This is a genomic window from Thomasclavelia cocleata (assembly GCF_900102365.1).
GTDB lineage: Bacteria > Bacillota_I > Bacilli_A > Erysipelotrichales > Coprobacillaceae > Thomasclavelia > Thomasclavelia cocleata.
This window is the reverse complement of the sequence record NZ_FOIN01000005.1, coordinates 52549-70412: the sequence shown is the minus strand read 5'-3', so window position 1 is coordinate 70412 and position 17864 is coordinate 52549. Positions and strand designations below refer to the sequence as shown.

Sequence of the window (17864 nt, the reverse complement as noted above, 5' to 3'; positions counted from 1 at the left end):
TTTTCTTCTCCTTATATTACTTAGGTATTACCCCTTGTAGTCAAATTTACAATAATCACCACGTTGATACACTACTTCATAACCATTGTATCTTAACGTTTCAATTAATTCTTTTAATCCCTCACTAGCCTCTTGACCTATTATAGCCTTGTTGTCATATAATAAATATTTTTCTCTAACTTCTTGAGGTGATAGATTTGGCATAACCACATTACAACCATGCTTTATTCCTTCAATTCTTCCATTAGAATCAAGTGTGGCTAATGCAGTAGTAGCTGGTAAAAGAACATCTTTAGTCATAATTCTAATAATACTTAAAATAAATAAAGTTTGATTTAACTTCCCATTCTTTAAATCTTTAAATGGTGTATCATGATGAACTAAATATGGTCCAACTCCAACCATTTCAGGTTTTAGTTCTTTAATAAATAATAAATCATTAACTAAGTGGTCTATTGTTTGATGATAACTGCCTACCATAAACCCACATCCAGTTTGAAAACCAATTTCTTTTAAATTATGTAAACATTCAATACGTTTTTTAAAAGACATACTATGAGGATGAAGCATATAATAATGGTCTTCATTATAAGTTTCATGTCTTAATAAATATCTATTTGCACCAGCATCATAATATTTTTTATAAGTTTCTTTACTTTTTTCACCAAGTGATAATGTAATAGCACAATCTGGATATAACTGCCTAATTGATTTAATTATATCAACCATTAATTCATCTTGGTAATATAAATCTTCACCACCTTGTAATACAAATGTTCTAAATCCTAACTTGTATCCTTCTTTACAGCTAAGTAATATTTCATCTTTATTAAGCCTATAGCGTACTGCTTTTAAATTACTTCTTCTAAGTCCACAATAATAACAATCATTTTTACAATAACTACTAATTTCAATTAAACCTCTAATATATATTTTATTACCAAATATTTTTTTTGTAATTTTAGCAGCTAATTCTTTAGCATATTCAAAGTCTTTTTGATCATAAGTAGATAATAAATGTTTAAATTCCTCAAAATCTAATTCTCCACTATAATTTAATTTATTAATTAATTCAATATTTTCCATCTTATACCTTTGAATATAGTGCTTTAACACTAACACCTTTAATCATTCCAATTTTACCAGAAATAGCACCAATTATATCATTTGGTCCATCTAGAATAACTGAAATAACTGAAACTTCTTTATCTTTATATGGAATCCCCATTCTTCCTATAATATATTGACTATATTCATGTAAGAGATCATTTATTTCGTTAGCACGTTCTATCTCATAAACAAATATACCAAGTATTGCTATTCTACTATTCATTTTTACCTCCTTATATAAAAAACCATCAGACAATACTAATGGCTAAACATAATAAAAAACATAATAAAAATAGTTTAACCTTTGACTTAGAATCATCCTTATCATTAGCTATAGTATATACATTCTAACACACTTTTAATGAAAACGTTATCATTTTGTTCATTTTTTTATAAAAGTACATACTAAATATAAGGTATATAAAAAAAATCTAATACAAAAATATTGTCATTAGAGCTTTGTATAACATATTTTTAATTAAAACTTAAACATCTTATGTTGTTATTAAACAATTACATACAACGGAGATAAGCAAGAGTTGTATTTGTTTCAATACATCTTATGTTGTTATTAAACGTGATATTCAAAATAATACAGTAAATAATTTTTCGTTTCAATACATCTTATGTTGTTATTAAACCATGATACTTATTAGCCTTAAGCAAAGCTCCACCTGTTTCAATACATCTTATGTTGTTATTAAACCATGATACTTATTAGCCTTAAGCAAAGCTCCACCTGTTTCAATACATCTTATGTTGTTATTAAACTTATAGCAGAAATCCCTCTTTTTATTATTAACGGTAGTTTCAATACATCTTATGTTGTTATTAAACCTATTGGAAAAATATTGCAAATTGCTGGTATGAAGGTTTCAATACATCTTATGTTGTTATTAAACTTTTCATCATTCATAAAAAGACTATCCTGCATATTCGTTTCAATACATCTTATGTTGTTATTAAACGTAGACTGTGTTTCTTCTATCCAATCACTAGAAAGCGTTTCAATACATCTTATGTTGTTATTAAACGGAAATTTATCAAAATTATTCTTTGTCTAAGACTAAGTTTCAATACATCTTATGTTGTTATTAAACTGTTAAAAAACGTAAAGGCAAAGACGCAGATGAGTAGTTTCAATACATCTTATGTTGTTATTAAACCTTTAATGAGATTACAAAGAATGTTGATAAATTGTTGTTTCAATACATCTTATGTTGTTATTAAACACCATCAATCTACTATGTTTCTTACTCTCACGTAGTTTCAATACATCTTATGTTGTTATTAAACCCAAAAACTATCAAATATATTTATGACAAAAATAGGTTTCAATACATCTTATGTTGTTATTAAACCGTCACCAGCACTAGCTTCTTTAACATATACTTCTGTTTCAATACATCTTATGTTGTTATTAAACATCATGAATGTACTATGTTTCTTACTCTTACTTAGTTTCAATACATCTTATGTTGTTATTAAACTTTTAACAGAATGGGACATATCAAACTTAGAACGCGTTTCAATACATCTTATGTTGTTATTAAACCCTAATAAATAAGCCACTTTTCATATTCTATTATACCCCAAAACCTTTATATATCAACACTTTTCTATTTTTTTACCAGGCAATTTTATTTTTTTATATTTTTCAGTCAAATTCCCTTAAGCTCTTACTCTCCCAACATTTTTAGAGGTTTCACTAATAAATTCACCTGGTAAAAAAATAAATTTATTGACAAATTATCTACTAAGTGATTTTGATAAAACTAAATTCCAAAACCAATCTTTTTTTAATTTAAAAGGCTGTATGATAAAGTCAGTTTGAAAAACTTACTTTATTAACAGCCTGAGAACTTTTAATTAAAGGTTCTTAATTACCACCAGGTCCATCCTGACGTTCTCTATTATCTGGATAATATTTAGTATTGTTATTAGTCCATTGATTGTTAACTGCAGTTTTTTGAGCCTCATTTGATTTAGACTGTTTTCTATTATTATTCTTCATTATTATCACCCCAATAATAGTTTGCTACAATTAACAAAAATTATTCTATTTTCAACAAATTCTAAATTTATTTTTCTTTTTATTATATGATGCAACAATACTTGTAATAGAATGTTCAACCATATCACTTACAGCTTGTTCTGTATAAAATGCCATATGTGGAGTAAGTAAAACATTTGGCATATCTCGTAAAATTGATAATTCTCTATTTCCGATATTTTTATATTTATAATCGCCATAATATAAGCCTAATTCATTTTCAATAACATCTAAAGTACATGCACCAATTTTGCCATTTTCTAAAGCATCTATTAGATCACTAGTATTAATTACACTACCTCTAGCTGTATTTATAATGATGACATTATCTTTCATTTTCTTAATTGTTTCTTTTCTAACTATATGATATGTATCTTTATTAGCCGGAACATGAAATGTTATAATATCACTTTGTTCAATAAGTTCATTTAATGTTACATATTTAGCATATTTTTTTATTTCTTCTTTAATAAAAGGATCATAAGCTATAATATTGCAATCAAAACCACTTAAATTTTTAATTACTTTTTGACCAATTGCACCTGTTCCTACAACTCCTACTGTCATATTTTCCAACTCTAAACCAATACTATCATTTAATGAATAATCCCAGCTATCAGCTCTTTTCATAATCATTTTCATTTTTCTAAGTGCCATTAATATTATCATTACAGTATAATTAGCAACACTAGCAGTTGAATATGTAACATTACTTACTTCCATATTATATTTTTTTGCTGCTTCAATGTCTATATGATCATATCCTATCGTTCTAGTTGAAATATGTTTCACTCCTAAATCATGCCAAAGTTTAATAATATCTTTGCTAATAACAGTAGTTATAACACTTACCCCATGACAATTTAATGCTAATTTAGCATTTTCTAAATTAGGTGTATCATAACATTTAATAATTTCAACATTATATAATTTACCAAACCTATCAAAATACTTACCTTCATCAAACTCACGATAATTGTATACAACTATTTTCATCATATTCTCCTATTACATTTATTTTGATCAAAAAATTACTATCTTCTATAGTTTATTACTTATTGATAAATTTGTATATAGTTTTATTTTATACTTATTAAGAAATAATCTATCATTACTCTATATATAATATAAAAACGAGTTATTAAAACTCATTTTCACTTGATCTGGTTTCATTTTCTATTTTTTCTAAAAAGCTATATTCTTCACCAACATTTGTTACATCAAACTGCATCACACTTTTATTTAACCAGTACCACTTCCTGGCCATTTTCCCAATTATATTCCTTGCTTCTGCCATGCTCATTGCACTGTTAGATACATATCCTGAATACTGACGATGTTCAAAATTACTTTTCAACAAAAATTTCTTTATATCCCGCCAGGCATTCTTATAACTTTTTGAAGGATAATATTGTTTTAGAAGATTATCATTTAAATCAAAATTTACTGCTTTTCTACCATGGATAGTTGGCATATCTTTCTTCTACTCGATAATATGATTCCAATGCATCTTCTCGATATTCTATCGTATCGCCTTCATAACGAAAATACCACTCATCTACTATTTTTAAAAACCATGTTGATTCTGGTAAATCCCATTGAGCAGTCATAAAAGTATTAAAATCTTTTTTATTTCCTTGATATACTCCTTTAGATATTTTTTTAATTCCTCGTTTTTCAAAAAAACGATCTACTTTTTCATAACATTCATCAATATTAATATTATTTTCTTTAGCTTTTTCTTCACTTAATACCATTTCCATCATCATCTTTATCACTCCCTATAATGTATATGATACCTAAATTGGTCTATTGCTGCAATATGATATTTTATCCTTCATTATTATATACAAAATAAAATGTGATATTACTTCTAAACTTCTTCATAATATGTATTTATTACTATCAATATCATACTTGTATAGTTTGGATTTGTAAAAATGGACTTATTCTCTCTTTATCATTACTAATGTTTTCTAATAATAGTATGTTATTAAGATTTTCATTTTATTGTTTCGTTTTTATTGATTCTTTATTTAGTCAATCTTTCAAAAAATTAGTAACTGATAAAATTTTATACATAAATATTTTTAAATATAACCAGATAGACAATTTAGTATATTTTTTAGAATATTTATCAAACTGATTATTAAATATATTATTCATATAGTTTTCCCTTTTTTCTGGTATATTTGCAGATTTAAAAAATGAAGGATTATATTTAATTGCCTCATTAATATCTACTTCCTGATATTTTATATCTTTTATAATCTTATTAAATAACTGTTTTCCTTTTTTACTGTTAATAAAAACAAGGGATATTCCCTTGTTATCATACATTTCTGGACATACTTCTTTTATCCCCCAAAAATCTGCTAGTGTTATATCACTGTTTCGATGTAATGATTTACTGTGACAGTTATAACATGATGGTCTTAAACATAAGTCTTTTAAAAATACTTTCATATATTCATTATTATTAAACAATTGTGTAAATTTATTTTTTTGTTTGATTGTAAAACTATAACTATCCCATCCTGTACTTTTATCTCTAAACAATATACTAGCATTTTTTTCTAAGCTAAATTGTTTCAGGTAATGTTTCCAAACCTTAGGTGATGGTACCCCATGACATACAATATCCTGACAGATCAAATTATCATATTTTTTACATAAAAAACATAATAATCCATCAATCTGGCATGGTGTCCCACTGAAATATACTAATTTGCCCTGATTAAGATAATTCTTGATTTTTAAATATGTATTTCCCAATTTGCTTTGAACATATTTAGATCCACGTAATTTACTTAAATCCTGCTCATTTGTTATTTCTATATGCTCAACTTCAAAATTTTGATTAAACGCAGCCCCAAAAACAATTCCATCATTATCAATAACATAAGATGCTAGTAATGTAAATATTCCACCTGATGAGCTTTCTTTTCTTATCTCTTCATTCTTATTATAACATGCATAAGCCTTGGGATTATTTTGGATACTCATATCATTTAAGATAGGACAGCTTTTTTTACATATTCCACACTTAATACATTTTTCTTTATCAGCTTCTGGATACCAGAATCCTTCTTCATCTACTTTCATTTCAATACAGTTTTTAGGACATATATTCATACAGGAATGACATCCTGAACATTTTGATTTATCTTTGATTTCAATCATTATCTTCTTCTCCTTAAAACCTTACTAATCATTCCATTAACCAAACCTTTTTCATAACTGTTTAATCCAAATAAATACATACAAATCAAATAAACTGATACATATATGCATCCTACAATAACAAAATCAATAACTGAATTTAAAGTTATTAATTTTAATGCTATTAATCCAGTCCCAAAACTTGCTAATACTGCTGGAAATAATTTAAAAATATTACCCCAAAAATATTTCATATCTAACTTAACTCGTGCCTGATAATACCAGTTCATTATAATAATATTTCCCAATATCATTGTTATTGCAGTTCCTAATGCTGCCCCAACTTCACCATATACTTTAGTTAAGGGAATACTTAATAATACATTTCCAATTGCAATAATAAAATAAACAACTGATCTAAATTTATGCATATTTTTTGCTCTTTGTATCTCAATTCCAAGATTTTGAATCAATGGTACAGTAACAGGAATAATTAAAAGTAAAGCAACATAATATGCATGCTCATATCCATTTCCTGCCCATATAGAAATAAAATATTTTCCAAATAAAATAAATCCAAATAATATCAATGCTAAAACTATAAACTGAATTCTTCCAACCCTAGTAAAAATATCTGTAAGCTGTCTGTTATCATTACTGTCAGCTGCAATCGTATTTATTCTAGGAATAAATACTGACGAGACTGATGTTGATAAACTCATATATATACTATTTATTTGCCCGCCAACTGCATATACTGCTACTGCAACAGTTCCACCAAACATACCTAAAATAAATTTATCAACACTCCAGTTTATTTGATCAACAATCATATTTAAAAAGATAAAAAAAGAAAATATCCATATTTCTTTTAATAATGAAAACTGAATATTTTTAAACCTAAATTTCATATTAATCTTTTTTCTACAGTAATATATATTCATGATAAATTTACCAAGTGTTAAAACAGTAGTAATAGTAACTAAACTAATTGATTTATAGCCCATTAAAAGTAATGGCAAAGTTAAAAAAGGATTCAGTACTGTTTGTAACAGCCCAATAACTCTTTGAAAAAAATAACATTCATGAGCAGTTACATATGAATCAAAAACACTTGATGGAAAAGTAACAGCTAAATTAAATACCATTAAAATCATTAATATTCTAGCAGTGTCAATTTCTGAACCTGTCAAACCCTGTTTAAATATCGTTTCAATATTAAATACTAAAATACTTCCTGATACAATACTAATTAAAGCAATAATTAAAAAAATAGTAATAAACATGCCATTTAACCTAGCAATACCATCTTCATCATTCTTAACTTTATATCTTGAATAAAACCTGACATAGGCACTGCCAAAACCAAAACTTAACAGACCCAAATAACTAACAACAGAAAATACCAGTTGATATAAACCATATTCACTCTTCCCCAATAATCGTAACATTATAGGGGTATATAAAATACTGATAATATTATGAATAAACATTGTTATATAAGACAATACTACACCCATTTTTAATTGATTTATTTTCATTTTTCATCACCAAAACAATTATCTAAAAATAAATTAAATTTTTTTCTTTCATTTTCTAAAATTTTATATGCGTTTGTATAATCATGATTAATTGAATATTCAATATAGTCTTTTTTTCTATGTTCATTAAGAGCAAATTTATTTAATAATGTTTCAATTCTAGAGTTCATTGATTCTAATTTATCTTCTCTTTCAAAAACATAAAATTGTGTATCAAATAAAATAGAAAATACACATGCATGAAATGAATCAGTACAGACTAATTTTGCATGATGAATTAAATACAAGAATTCACTTGGTCCACTTGTATATGCAATATCACTAGAATTCATTAAATCTATTATTTCATAATTATTTTCTTTTGCAATTCTGTTAATAAATGCTGTTCTTTCAACAGACATATTCCCTAAACAATAGACAACAACATAATTTTTATATGTAAAAAAATTAGGTCTTATTTCTAACTTTTCCCATTCATTTGCTGTAAGCATCATTGTTGGATCAATAAGAACCTCAATTTTTGATTTAGTAAATGGCTGCAATAATTCTTTTGCTTTATCTTCTCTAACAGATATATATTTAATATTAGGCAATGCTTTCTCAAAACTTTTAATATCTTTATCATTAAGCTTAGAAACACCAACAGAAGCACTTAATGATATCGATTTATCATAATCTATATCTTCTAACAAATCTAATCTTTTAGCATGGTGGAAACTACTATTCCAAACCTGATCACTTCCAACAAAAAAATAATTATATTTTTTATTTAAATTTTTATATTGCTTTGACTTATTATAAAATTCTTTAGAAAATTTAATATTTTTTTTATCAAATAATATAAAATTATATAATCTCATATCATGTTTTATATATTTTGCAAAAAAAGTTGAGTGATATAGCCCTGACAAATATTTAACCTTTCCTTTTATATATACATTCCCACTCTGATTACTATTCATCAATGAAATCACTTTATATCCTTTTTTTTCTAAAACATATTGAGTAGCATAGTTTTGTAGTCTATTACCATAATTATTAATATCTTGTATGGTTATTATTGCAGCTTTCATCATTTCCTCCAAAATATTACACTTTAAAATATCAAATATTTATAAATAATCAACAATTTTATAACTGTTTTTACATTTCATTTAATTATATTTCAGCGAAAGATATATCTAAAAATATTATATTTATATAATGCTGAAACTATAGCAATCTTCTATTTTGCATATTTTATCTATCTAAATGACGTACGTGATAATTTAGCAATCATATACAATAAATCTATCTGATGAAACATTATCAACTTTCCAATCAATATATTTCGTTTTCCAATAAGAGTCGTTTCTTTTATAACTGCTCTAACACGTTTATCATTTACCATATGTTTTATAAATGTTCTTCGTTCTTTGTTTTTTAGTATTGAATCTTTATTAAACAAACTATTCATACATACACTAACTTCTAAAATATAATTATTTGAAAAAAGGTTTATAGCCTTAGGACACCATTTTTTTATAACTGTAATGCAATAGTTATACATTGTATTTAACTGTTCAAATCGATTAATATTAAAACTAGTTGTTATACTTTCATTTTCCCTACTTACATAATGATATAATGCTTCTTTTATTATTTGAGCCTTTTCTATATGAGGATATATTTTCATGTTGAAAACTAGATCTTCTGCAAATTTTATTGACTCTAGAAATCTTACATTATATTTATCAATTATTTTCCTTGAGTAAACTTTATTCCATACAGGATAGATATATGAATACTGAAATAAATTTATAAAATCATTTTTTAAATCATTATTATTTTTATAAACTACTTCTTTTATTGAATTATTTTTTTCAATAATATAATTATTGTTTTTATACTTATCTGTGTAGTTTGCAAAAAAAATCAACTCTGAATTATTTTTTTCAATTTCTCCCTTTAAAATATTTAGTGCATTTATCTCAAAATAATCATCACTATCTAAAAATAGAATATAATCACCATCTGATTTATCTAATCCATAGTTTCTAGCATATGATGGTCCTGAATTATTTATCCTAAATAATCTTATTCTAGGATCAAATATCATTTTTTTACAAACATTATAAGTATTATCATTTGATCCATCATCAATAATAATTAATTCCCAATTATTATATGTTTGATTAACAATTGACATTATCCCCTTATCAACATAATTCTCTGCATTATAAACAGGCATTATTATACTAAACTTCATTTATTTAACTCCTCTAACTTATTAAAATCAATCATACTGCTTTAAAATAACCAATACCCATCTAATCTTTTTAATATTAATGATTCATCAAATTTATCAATTTACTTTTTATTCTTTTTCCAATCATTTTCCCATCCTAATCATAAATAGACATCTTAAAAAAAATATAAATAGGCTGCTACTAATACAATAAACTATTAACAGTAGTCGATAATGAATTCCTAACGTTTTATTTTTTATTCCTGTCTTGTATAAATCATTAAGTCTATCTAAAATATAGTTCTTTTCATTTATAAAATTATTTACTTTTTTCTCTAAACATATCGACCCTAGTTGTACAAAACACTCTATTATTTCATTTTTAAGTGCTAAATCAAGAAATAGTGGATACTCTTTTTTTATTATACTGCTGATAATTTGATAACTTTTTAAAACATCAAGATTCTTTTCACTAAATTTTTGATGAATAACAGAATCATTTCTTTGATAATAATGATACTTGCATTCATCTATATAAATACTTGATTTAGCGTTTTTAAATACTTCAATATTAAACAAACGATCCTCTGCTATATTTAATTTTTTAAAATTCTCAGTTATAATTTTCTTTTTATAAAGTTTATTCCATATTGCAGGAAAAAAGATATCTGCAGTTAAAACATTTATTACTCCTTCAGTATTATTTAACAATAAATTTTCTTTTCCTTTTTTTATTAAAACCTGTTTATTTTTACTGTTTATATAATAACTGCATTGAGCAATATCTGCATCATACTCAACAATTCCATTCATCAAGGTTTCATACATGTCTCTATCAATCCAATCATCAGAATCAACAAATGCTATATAATTACCGTTGGAAACTTTTATTCCATAATTTCTTGCATACGAAACACCTTTATTATCTATTGAAAAAACTTTTATTCTGTTATCTTGATACTGCCAACTTTTTGCTATAGTTAAAGAATTATCGGTTGAACCATTATTTACTAAAATAATTTCCATATTTTTATATGTTTGATTAACTATACTTTCTAAACATTTATCTAAATATTTTTCTACATTGTATATAGGAACAATAATTGAAATCATCTTTAAATTATCCATATCAATCTCCTATTAATTAAAGATTATTTAATAAATCAATCCACTGTTTCTTTATAAAGTCTAATTGAAATTTTTCAGTATCATTTAATGCATTATCAGAAAATTGTTTTCTTTTTAATTCACTATTTATCAAATATCTTATTTTCTCTGCCATCTCATTTAAATCAAAAGATTCAATTAAATATCCATTTACATCATTTAAAATAATTTCATTTGGACCAGCTTTACACTTAAAACTAATACATGGCAGTTTAAAAGTCTTTGCCTCTGTTAATACCAAACCAAAACCTTCAAATCTAGATGTCAATACAAAAATAGAAGCCTTATCATAAAAGCTGTCTATGTCCTCTACATTTCCCTTTAAGATAACTTTTCCATCTAATCCATATTTATGAATCTGTGTTTCTAATTTTTTTCTATCTTCTCCCTCACCTAAAATAATCCATTTCCATTCATCGTTATGCATTAATACTTCTTTAGCTACTTCAACTAACATATCAAAACCTTTTTGATATGTTAGTCTCCCTGCACTTAATATAATTTTACTGTTTAAATCATAATCATTATTTTTTTTAGTTAAGATAAGCGGATTATAAATTGTATATATATTATGTTTTATCTTCAGATTTTGCTTAAAATAATTTTTATCTTCCTTTGTAAGAGTAACTATTACATCCGAATATTTAGCTGCCAGTTTTCTTCCATAATCTCTTAATTTAACACCTAAATTTTCATAAAAATTAAAATGTTCCCAAGATACAATTTTAGTTTTATTAAATCTAGTAGCAGGAATTCCATAAATATCAAGGATTGTATCCACATCTATTAAGATATCTACACTGTTCTCTTTTAAAAACTTTCTAATTTTATATACAATTTTAAAAAACTCTTTTTTTCCGTTATAATCAGGTTGAGCAAATACTGTTGTTATCTTTATATTTGGTTCCAAATAAAAAAATAACTGATCATTTCTTTTGCAGATACTTAATATCAATATATTAAATTCATCTTTTCTTTTTGCTAGTTCGTTAGCGATAATTGACGTTACTCTTTCAGTGCCGCCACTTCTTGAAATATCTCCTTCTAAAAAACATATATTTTTCATTGTTTACTCCCTAATTGTAATCTTTTTGAAACGATTGCATCACTAGCTATAATAAAAAGTAAAATAAAGTTTGGTAAAAATTTATCCCTGTGTCGTAAAGCAGTTCCAGCATTGGATACCCCCCATGAATATATAAATGCTGATGATATTGCAAAAATCAGTAAACAAATGATGATATTTTTATTTTTTGATGTTAATTTTATTGCTTTAAATGAATAATAAATACTTATTGTATAAAAAAAAGCGCTAAATAAAAACGCTATAATATCATTTATACCTCTCCAATACCATGGCAGTGGTGAAGCTAAAAAGAAAAAAATCCTAAACGGACTATTAATAATCATTCCCAGCATTGTATCATCTGGTACAATGCTTATAGAATAGCCTGAACCACCACTATTCATTGATGCTGCTTTATTTGAAATATCTGAGACTGAATTAACACCACTAAGATATCCAAAATCATCACTTGAATTAGAATAATAAATAAAAAAACAAATTATAAATAAAATCAATATAAAAATATTTTTTAAAGTTATTTGAAATTCACGTTTTTTATTATTTGTTAAAATAAAAATTATGATAATTGCTACTGCATATGCAATTGTTCCAGTATGCAAATATACAGCCCCATAACAAACAACAAGTGATAGAACTAAATTTAGTTTATTACCACTTTTCCACCACTTTAAAAACTGCCAGATACTAACTGCTAAAAACAATGTAATAAAACTTTCTCTTAATAATATAGCAGACATAATAAGATAATTTGGTAAAAAACAAATTAAATAAGCACCAATACTTTTGTATTTCAGATGAATATCTAACATATCTAGTATTTTTTTTAATATGTATATTGTTAAGATTGCAGCTAAAATATTTATATACTGCCCCCATAATGTATTTGGATAAAACAGTTTATATATATATCCTAGTATTCTTCCATATCCATCGACTGATTTTCCTGATAAAAATGCTCTTGCAGCATGATCAAATGTTCCTGTATCTAACCCACTATTAGGAAAAATGAAGATATTTCGACAGTATTTATCCCAAAACATAAAAATAACTCGCAAAATATAAGAAATCATTACTAAAAATTCAAAATTTGATTTTTTTCCATCATTATAATATTTTTGACTTTTTGAAAGTAGGAATATTATGGCACAACTGTTTATTAAAATGCAGGTTATAGCAGTACTATCATTTTTCATATTTGCAGGCAAAAAATCAGTTATTACCATTTCAAATATGAGTATACATATAAAAAAAAGCATTTATTTTATCTCCGATAAATTATTTATACTTTTTAGATAAAAATTAGTGAGCCATTGTGCATTTTCTTTAATATCAAATTTATTTTTTACTATTAAATCTAAAGTTTTTTTTCTTTTAGCACAGTCTTTAAATTCAACTAATTCTTCTGCCCACTGAATTGCTGATTTATCCAAAGATACTTTTCTTACCATATCAGTTATAACGCATTGATCAGTAATATTATCAGAAATAATACAAGGTAATCCAGCAGCCTGTGCTTCAATTAATGTAACAGGTAATCCCTCAAATAAAGAAGGAAATAAAAAAACATCAAAGACCTGCATCAATTGATGGATATCATTGCGTACACCTAAAAACTTTACCTTTTCTTCTAATTTTAACGATTTTACTTTATTACGAATCCTATCTTCTTCTTCACCCATGCCTACCAATATTAATCTTGCTGATTTATCCATTTTTTGAATTTCATTAAATATATTTATTAAAAACACATGATTTTTTTGTTTAGTAAATCTCCCTATGTGTCCAATGATAAATTTATTTTCAAGATTCATATCTTTTTTTAATTTTTTTGATAGTTCAAAATCATATATAAACTTTTTTGCATCTACAGCATTATTCAACATGATTACATTTAGTGAATTTTCTTTTCCAAAAAGCCAATCCCCTGCTTCTTTACCGCATGTAAACATATGAGTAACATAGGGTATCATCGCATATTTAAAATAATTTCTTACTATCATTTTTAAATCAAAACCATGGGGAGCATTATGAGCATGACAAATTCTAATTGGAATATTCTGCCGTTTTGCTTCTTTAAATGCAAAATAACCTAATTCTGACATATGTGAATGAATTATTTTATATTCTGGATGCTCTTTAAAGAATTCTTTGATCTTCTTTTTATATAAAGAAAAATTTTTAGGATATATAGGTGGCATTCGATATATTCTTCCGCCAAGTTCTAGTATTTCTTTTTCATATGCTCCCTCTTCTTCTCTATGAACTAAAAAATCAAACTGAATCTTATTTCTATCTATGTTGCGATAATAATTCATGACCATAGTTTCTGCTCCACCACGATTCATTATTGTAAATAAATTCAATACTCTAATAGGCTTGTTCATATTATACCTCTCAATTTGTTCATTATAATCAGCATCATATAAACAGGAAATATCAGATTTCTTTTTATGAAATAAAAAAATATTTTCCAGTGAATTGGAAAATATTGTAAGTCCATATTTTTTACAGCTTTACTAACTTTAGAATTTTTTAAAATTTTCTTTAACTCATAACAATTATCTCTAGTATTTTTATTACTATATGTAACATTTAGTCCTAAATCAATCATATTCAAAGCAATTCTATTTGATAATGCCTCATTAAAAATTAATCCTAGATCATTATCTTCAATCTGCTTATTCATTAATTCATATAAATTATCCCATTTAATATATAGATCTTCTCGATAACGCGAAGTAACTGAAGTATTAATCTTTCGGTAATGATAAAAACAGCTATTTATAAAATAAGAAGATTTTACATTTTTAAATACTTCCATATTAAATAATGCATCCTCACACGTTCCTATTTTTTTTGTATCTATAAATCTAATATTATTCTTTAATATCAATTCACTTTTATACAATTTTCCCCAGACTGTAACTAGTGCATCAGCATTTTCAGGTTGTGATAATTCCTCTTTGTATAATCCAAACAATCTCCTATATATTTTTTCCTTAGTATCCTTTTTATCAAAATAGATATCATTATCAAATATACTTTTGGGTAGTGATTTATTTCCATATTCTCTAATATATGACCACATAACTATATCTGTAGAATATTTTAACATCACATCCAAACCTTTTTTACAAGTTTCCAAATCAATCCAGTCATCACTATCTACAAACATAATATATTCACCAGCAGCTTCCTTTAAACCAATATTTCTTGCATTTGATAACCCACCATTTTTCTGATCAATAATTATAATGCGACTATCCATCTGCTCATATTCCCTTAAAATATTTAAACTGTTATCAGTTGAACCATCATTGATACAAATAATCTCAATATCTTTATATGTTTGATTTATAAGTGAATCTAAGCACTTTCCCAAATAATTTTCTACATTATAAACTGGTACTATAACACTGATCATAACTTTCTCCATTCCCCAAATAAATTTTTTCCATCAAAAAATTTATTTTATTAATATCAAATTTTTTTATCTTTATTAAATTATATAAACTATAATCACTACATTTTTTTTCATTGCCCAATAACACTTCTATACAGTTTAAACATTCAATAATATCATTTGAATCAAAAAACAATCCTCCTTTATTTTCATCAATTAAATCTATATTACCCCTTATTCTTGAACAGATTACAGGTAATCCAATAGCCATAGCTTCCATCAATGCAACAGATAGTCCCTCCCGATATGATGGAAAACAAAATATATCAGCAAGTTTTAAAATCTCTTTTATATCATTTCTATATCCAGCAAAAATAACTTTATTTTGAAGATTTAGCTGTTTAACTAAATCTTTCAAATATTCTTCTTTATCACCTTTTCCACACAAAATATATTTATATTTTGTATCTGTTTTTAATAATGCTAAAGCTCGTATAATTATTTCATGATTTTTATTACTATTTAATTCTCCTACTGATACAAGAATCTTTTCATTAGTAATACTAAATTCAGTCTTTTTCTTTTCTATATCAGTATATATATTTTGAATTTCTTCAACATGTATTCCAATTCCTGGAATATATTCGACTTCTTTAACACAAAATTTTTCTTTAGCTCTTTTATAATCTTCTTTATTAATTGTAATTATACAATCTGTCAATTTAGAACACAGTTTCTCAACTGGATAAAAAATTATCCAATTTTTCAAAGGCGCACCATCGTAAAAATGAAAACCATGAGCAGTATATATTACCCTCGTTCCTTGTTGATGAGATTTCTTAAAAGCCAATCTTGCCACAACACCACCAATAGGTGAATGGCAATGCATTAAATCATACTGTTTATCAAAAGACAGTTTTTTTAATAAACAATAGGATTTAATCATATTCTTAATATCAAACATACTTCTAGGAATTGGTACATGATAACGCTTTATCTTTAAATTATCTAAATCCGTCATTAACTTTTTAACTTGTTCATTTGATGTAGAACTACCATGTTCAAAATTACATACAACACTAACTTCATATCCAAGTTTCTGCAAAAGATTTATATTATCTCGATTAAACTGGTCAATCATAGAAGCAACAGATGCTATTATAACTGCCTTTTTCATTTAATCACCTCAGTTCTTTGAATTGATTCCTCTAAATCATAACGACAATACTCTTCATCATAGATACTCATTGATTTAGCATATAACATGCTTCCAAATGCCTTATTACAAAGTCGGCTTATTCTTCCTGGTATCTTAGAACTAATAAAAACCCCAAAATTTAATATACTTAATATTTTTATCTTGGGGTTGATTATTTTTACTATTGTTGTTGTACTTGCATACTCTTTATTTTGTGGATAAAAGATTCCATAATTATTATTCAATATTAATAACTTAATAAACTCACATAAATTCTCTATATACAATATACTTCTTTGATTTTTTATATTTGGAAAACATGGTAGCTTTTGTGCCATCTTCGAAAGCATTGGATAGTTTCCTCTACTACCAGGTCCATATATCATTGGTGATCTGATTACAGCAATATTAAAACAATTATCTTGTAAAGATGATAATTTTATTTCTGCCTGTAACTTACTAGCTCCATAATAATTAACTGGCTTAGGTTTAGTATCTTTAGTAATAATCTTCATTTTACCATATGGTGCACTTTCACCATATACAATAATTGATGACATATAAATAAACTGTTTTACTCCAGATTTTTTTGCTTTCAGTGCTGTTTCATATGCTAAATCGCAGTTAACTTTATAGTGTAATAGTTTTTTCTTTTCACTTACTTTACCTACATCAACATGAGCTATTCCAGCTACATGGAATATAGAATCATATCTTGAAAAATCATATTCTCTCCACTTAGGATTTAACATATCTAAAGTATCTATTTTAAAATTATCCAAATAGTTTTCTTTTATATATTTTTCAAATGATGTTCCAATATAGCTATTTGCTCCAGTTATCAATACTCTTTTTGTCATCAACTATCCCCTTTCATTATTTTATTATCATGTTATCATGATTAATAATGCTAACT

At 25.5% G+C, this 17864-nt stretch carries 17 protein-coding genes and 1 CRISPR repeat array; all 17 genes read right to left on the bottom strand.

Annotated elements, in window-relative coordinates; all coding sequences use genetic code 11:
- Positions 1–27 precede the first annotated feature (27 nt).
- The 17 genes from hydE to BMW96_RS03765 all read right to left on the bottom strand — a co-directional run bounded on the left by hydE (position 28) and on the right by BMW96_RS03765 (position 17808).
- Positions 28–1086: a [FeFe] hydrogenase H-cluster radical SAM maturase HydE gene (gene hydE / locus BMW96_RS03840; RefSeq protein ID WP_092352684.1), complete on the bottom strand. Its 1059-nt coding sequence runs from the start codon at positions 1084–1086 to the stop codon at positions 28–30.
- A gap of 1 nt (position 1087) precedes the next feature.
- Positions 1088–1333: a TM1266 family iron-only hydrogenase system putative regulator gene (locus tag BMW96_RS03835; RefSeq protein WP_092352682.1), complete on the bottom strand. Its 246-nt coding sequence runs from the start codon at positions 1331–1333 to the stop codon at positions 1088–1090.
- A gap of 324 nt (positions 1334–1657) precedes the next feature.
- A CRISPR array of direct repeats spans positions 1658–2665; the repeat unit is 30 nt; unit sequence GTTTCAATACATCTTATGTTGTTATTAAAC.
- Between the two features lie 324 nt (positions 2666–2989).
- On the bottom strand, positions 2990–3124 hold the full coding sequence (locus tag BMW96_RS14620) for a hypothetical protein (protein WP_257606870.1): 135 nt from the start codon (positions 3122–3124) through the stop codon (positions 2990–2992).
- A 51-nt stretch (positions 3125–3175) separates the two neighbouring features.
- Positions 3176–4159, bottom strand: coding sequence for a D-isomer specific 2-hydroxyacid dehydrogenase family protein (locus BMW96_RS03830; protein ID WP_092352680.1), 984 nt, complete (start codon positions 4157–4159; stop codon positions 3176–3178).
- A gap of 145 nt (positions 4160–4304) precedes the next feature.
- The gene (gene vapD / locus BMW96_RS03825) at positions 4305–4637 is read right to left on the bottom strand and encodes a VapD family protein (RefSeq protein ID WP_092352678.1); all 333 of its coding nucleotides are present in this window, start codon (positions 4635–4637) and stop codon (positions 4305–4307) included.
- On the bottom strand, positions 4618–4932 hold the full coding sequence (locus tag BMW96_RS03820) for a hypothetical protein (protein ID WP_092352676.1): 315 nt from the start codon (positions 4930–4932) through the stop codon (positions 4618–4620). The genes vapD and BMW96_RS03820 overlap by 20 nt, the downstream gene beginning before the upstream one ends.
- A gap of 271 nt (positions 4933–5203) precedes the next feature.
- Positions 5204–6346: a Coenzyme F420 hydrogenase/dehydrogenase, beta subunit C-terminal domain gene (locus tag BMW96_RS03815; protein WP_092352674.1), complete on the bottom strand. Its 1143-nt coding sequence runs from the start codon at positions 6344–6346 to the stop codon at positions 5204–5206.
- Entirely contained in the window at positions 6346–7866 is a 1521-nt protein-coding gene (locus BMW96_RS03810) for an oligosaccharide flippase family protein (RefSeq protein ID WP_092352672.1), read from the bottom strand. The genes BMW96_RS03815 and BMW96_RS03810 overlap by 1 nt, the downstream gene beginning before the upstream one ends.
- A complete protein-coding gene (locus BMW96_RS03805) occupies positions 7863–8939 on the bottom strand; it encodes a polysaccharide pyruvyl transferase family protein (protein WP_157796134.1) in 1077 nt (358 codons plus the stop codon). Before BMW96_RS03805 ends, BMW96_RS03810 begins: the two co-directional genes overlap by 4 nt.
- Positions 8940–9109: 170 nt before the next feature.
- On the bottom strand, positions 9110–10114 hold the full coding sequence (locus BMW96_RS03800) for a glycosyltransferase family 2 protein (protein ID WP_092352668.1): 1005 nt from the start codon (positions 10112–10114) through the stop codon (positions 9110–9112).
- Positions 10115–10237: 123 nt separating this feature from the next.
- Complete coding sequence (locus tag BMW96_RS03795; RefSeq protein WP_092352665.1) at positions 10238–11221, bottom strand: glycosyltransferase; 984 nt, start codon at positions 11219–11221, stop codon at positions 10238–10240.
- Positions 11222–11237: 16 nt separating this feature from the next.
- A complete protein-coding gene (locus BMW96_RS03790; protein ID WP_092352663.1) occupies positions 11238–12326 on the bottom strand; it encodes a glycosyltransferase family 4 protein in 1089 nt (362 codons plus the stop codon).
- Positions 12323–13603, bottom strand: coding sequence for a hypothetical protein (locus BMW96_RS03785; protein WP_092352661.1), 1281 nt, complete (start codon positions 13601–13603; stop codon positions 12323–12325). The genes BMW96_RS03790 and BMW96_RS03785 overlap by 4 nt, the downstream gene beginning before the upstream one ends.
- Entirely contained in the window at positions 13604–14731 is a 1128-nt protein-coding gene (locus BMW96_RS03780; RefSeq protein ID WP_092352659.1) for a glycosyltransferase family 1 protein, read from the bottom strand.
- A complete protein-coding gene (locus BMW96_RS03775) occupies positions 14728–15771 on the bottom strand; it encodes a glycosyltransferase family 2 protein (protein WP_157796135.1) in 1044 nt (347 codons plus the stop codon). Before BMW96_RS03775 ends, BMW96_RS03780 begins: the two co-directional genes overlap by 4 nt.
- Positions 15743–16927 carry a glycosyltransferase family 4 protein gene (locus BMW96_RS03770; RefSeq protein WP_092352655.1) on the bottom strand — a complete coding sequence of 395 codons (1185 nt, stop codon included), beginning with the start codon at positions 16925–16927 and terminating at the stop codon, positions 15743–15745. Before BMW96_RS03770 ends, BMW96_RS03775 begins: the two co-directional genes overlap by 29 nt.
- Positions 16924–17808, bottom strand: coding sequence for an NAD-dependent epimerase/dehydratase family protein (locus BMW96_RS03765; RefSeq protein ID WP_092352653.1), 885 nt, complete (start codon positions 17806–17808; stop codon positions 16924–16926). Before BMW96_RS03765 ends, BMW96_RS03770 begins: the two co-directional genes overlap by 4 nt.
- Between the last annotated feature and the right edge of the window lie 56 nt (positions 17809–17864).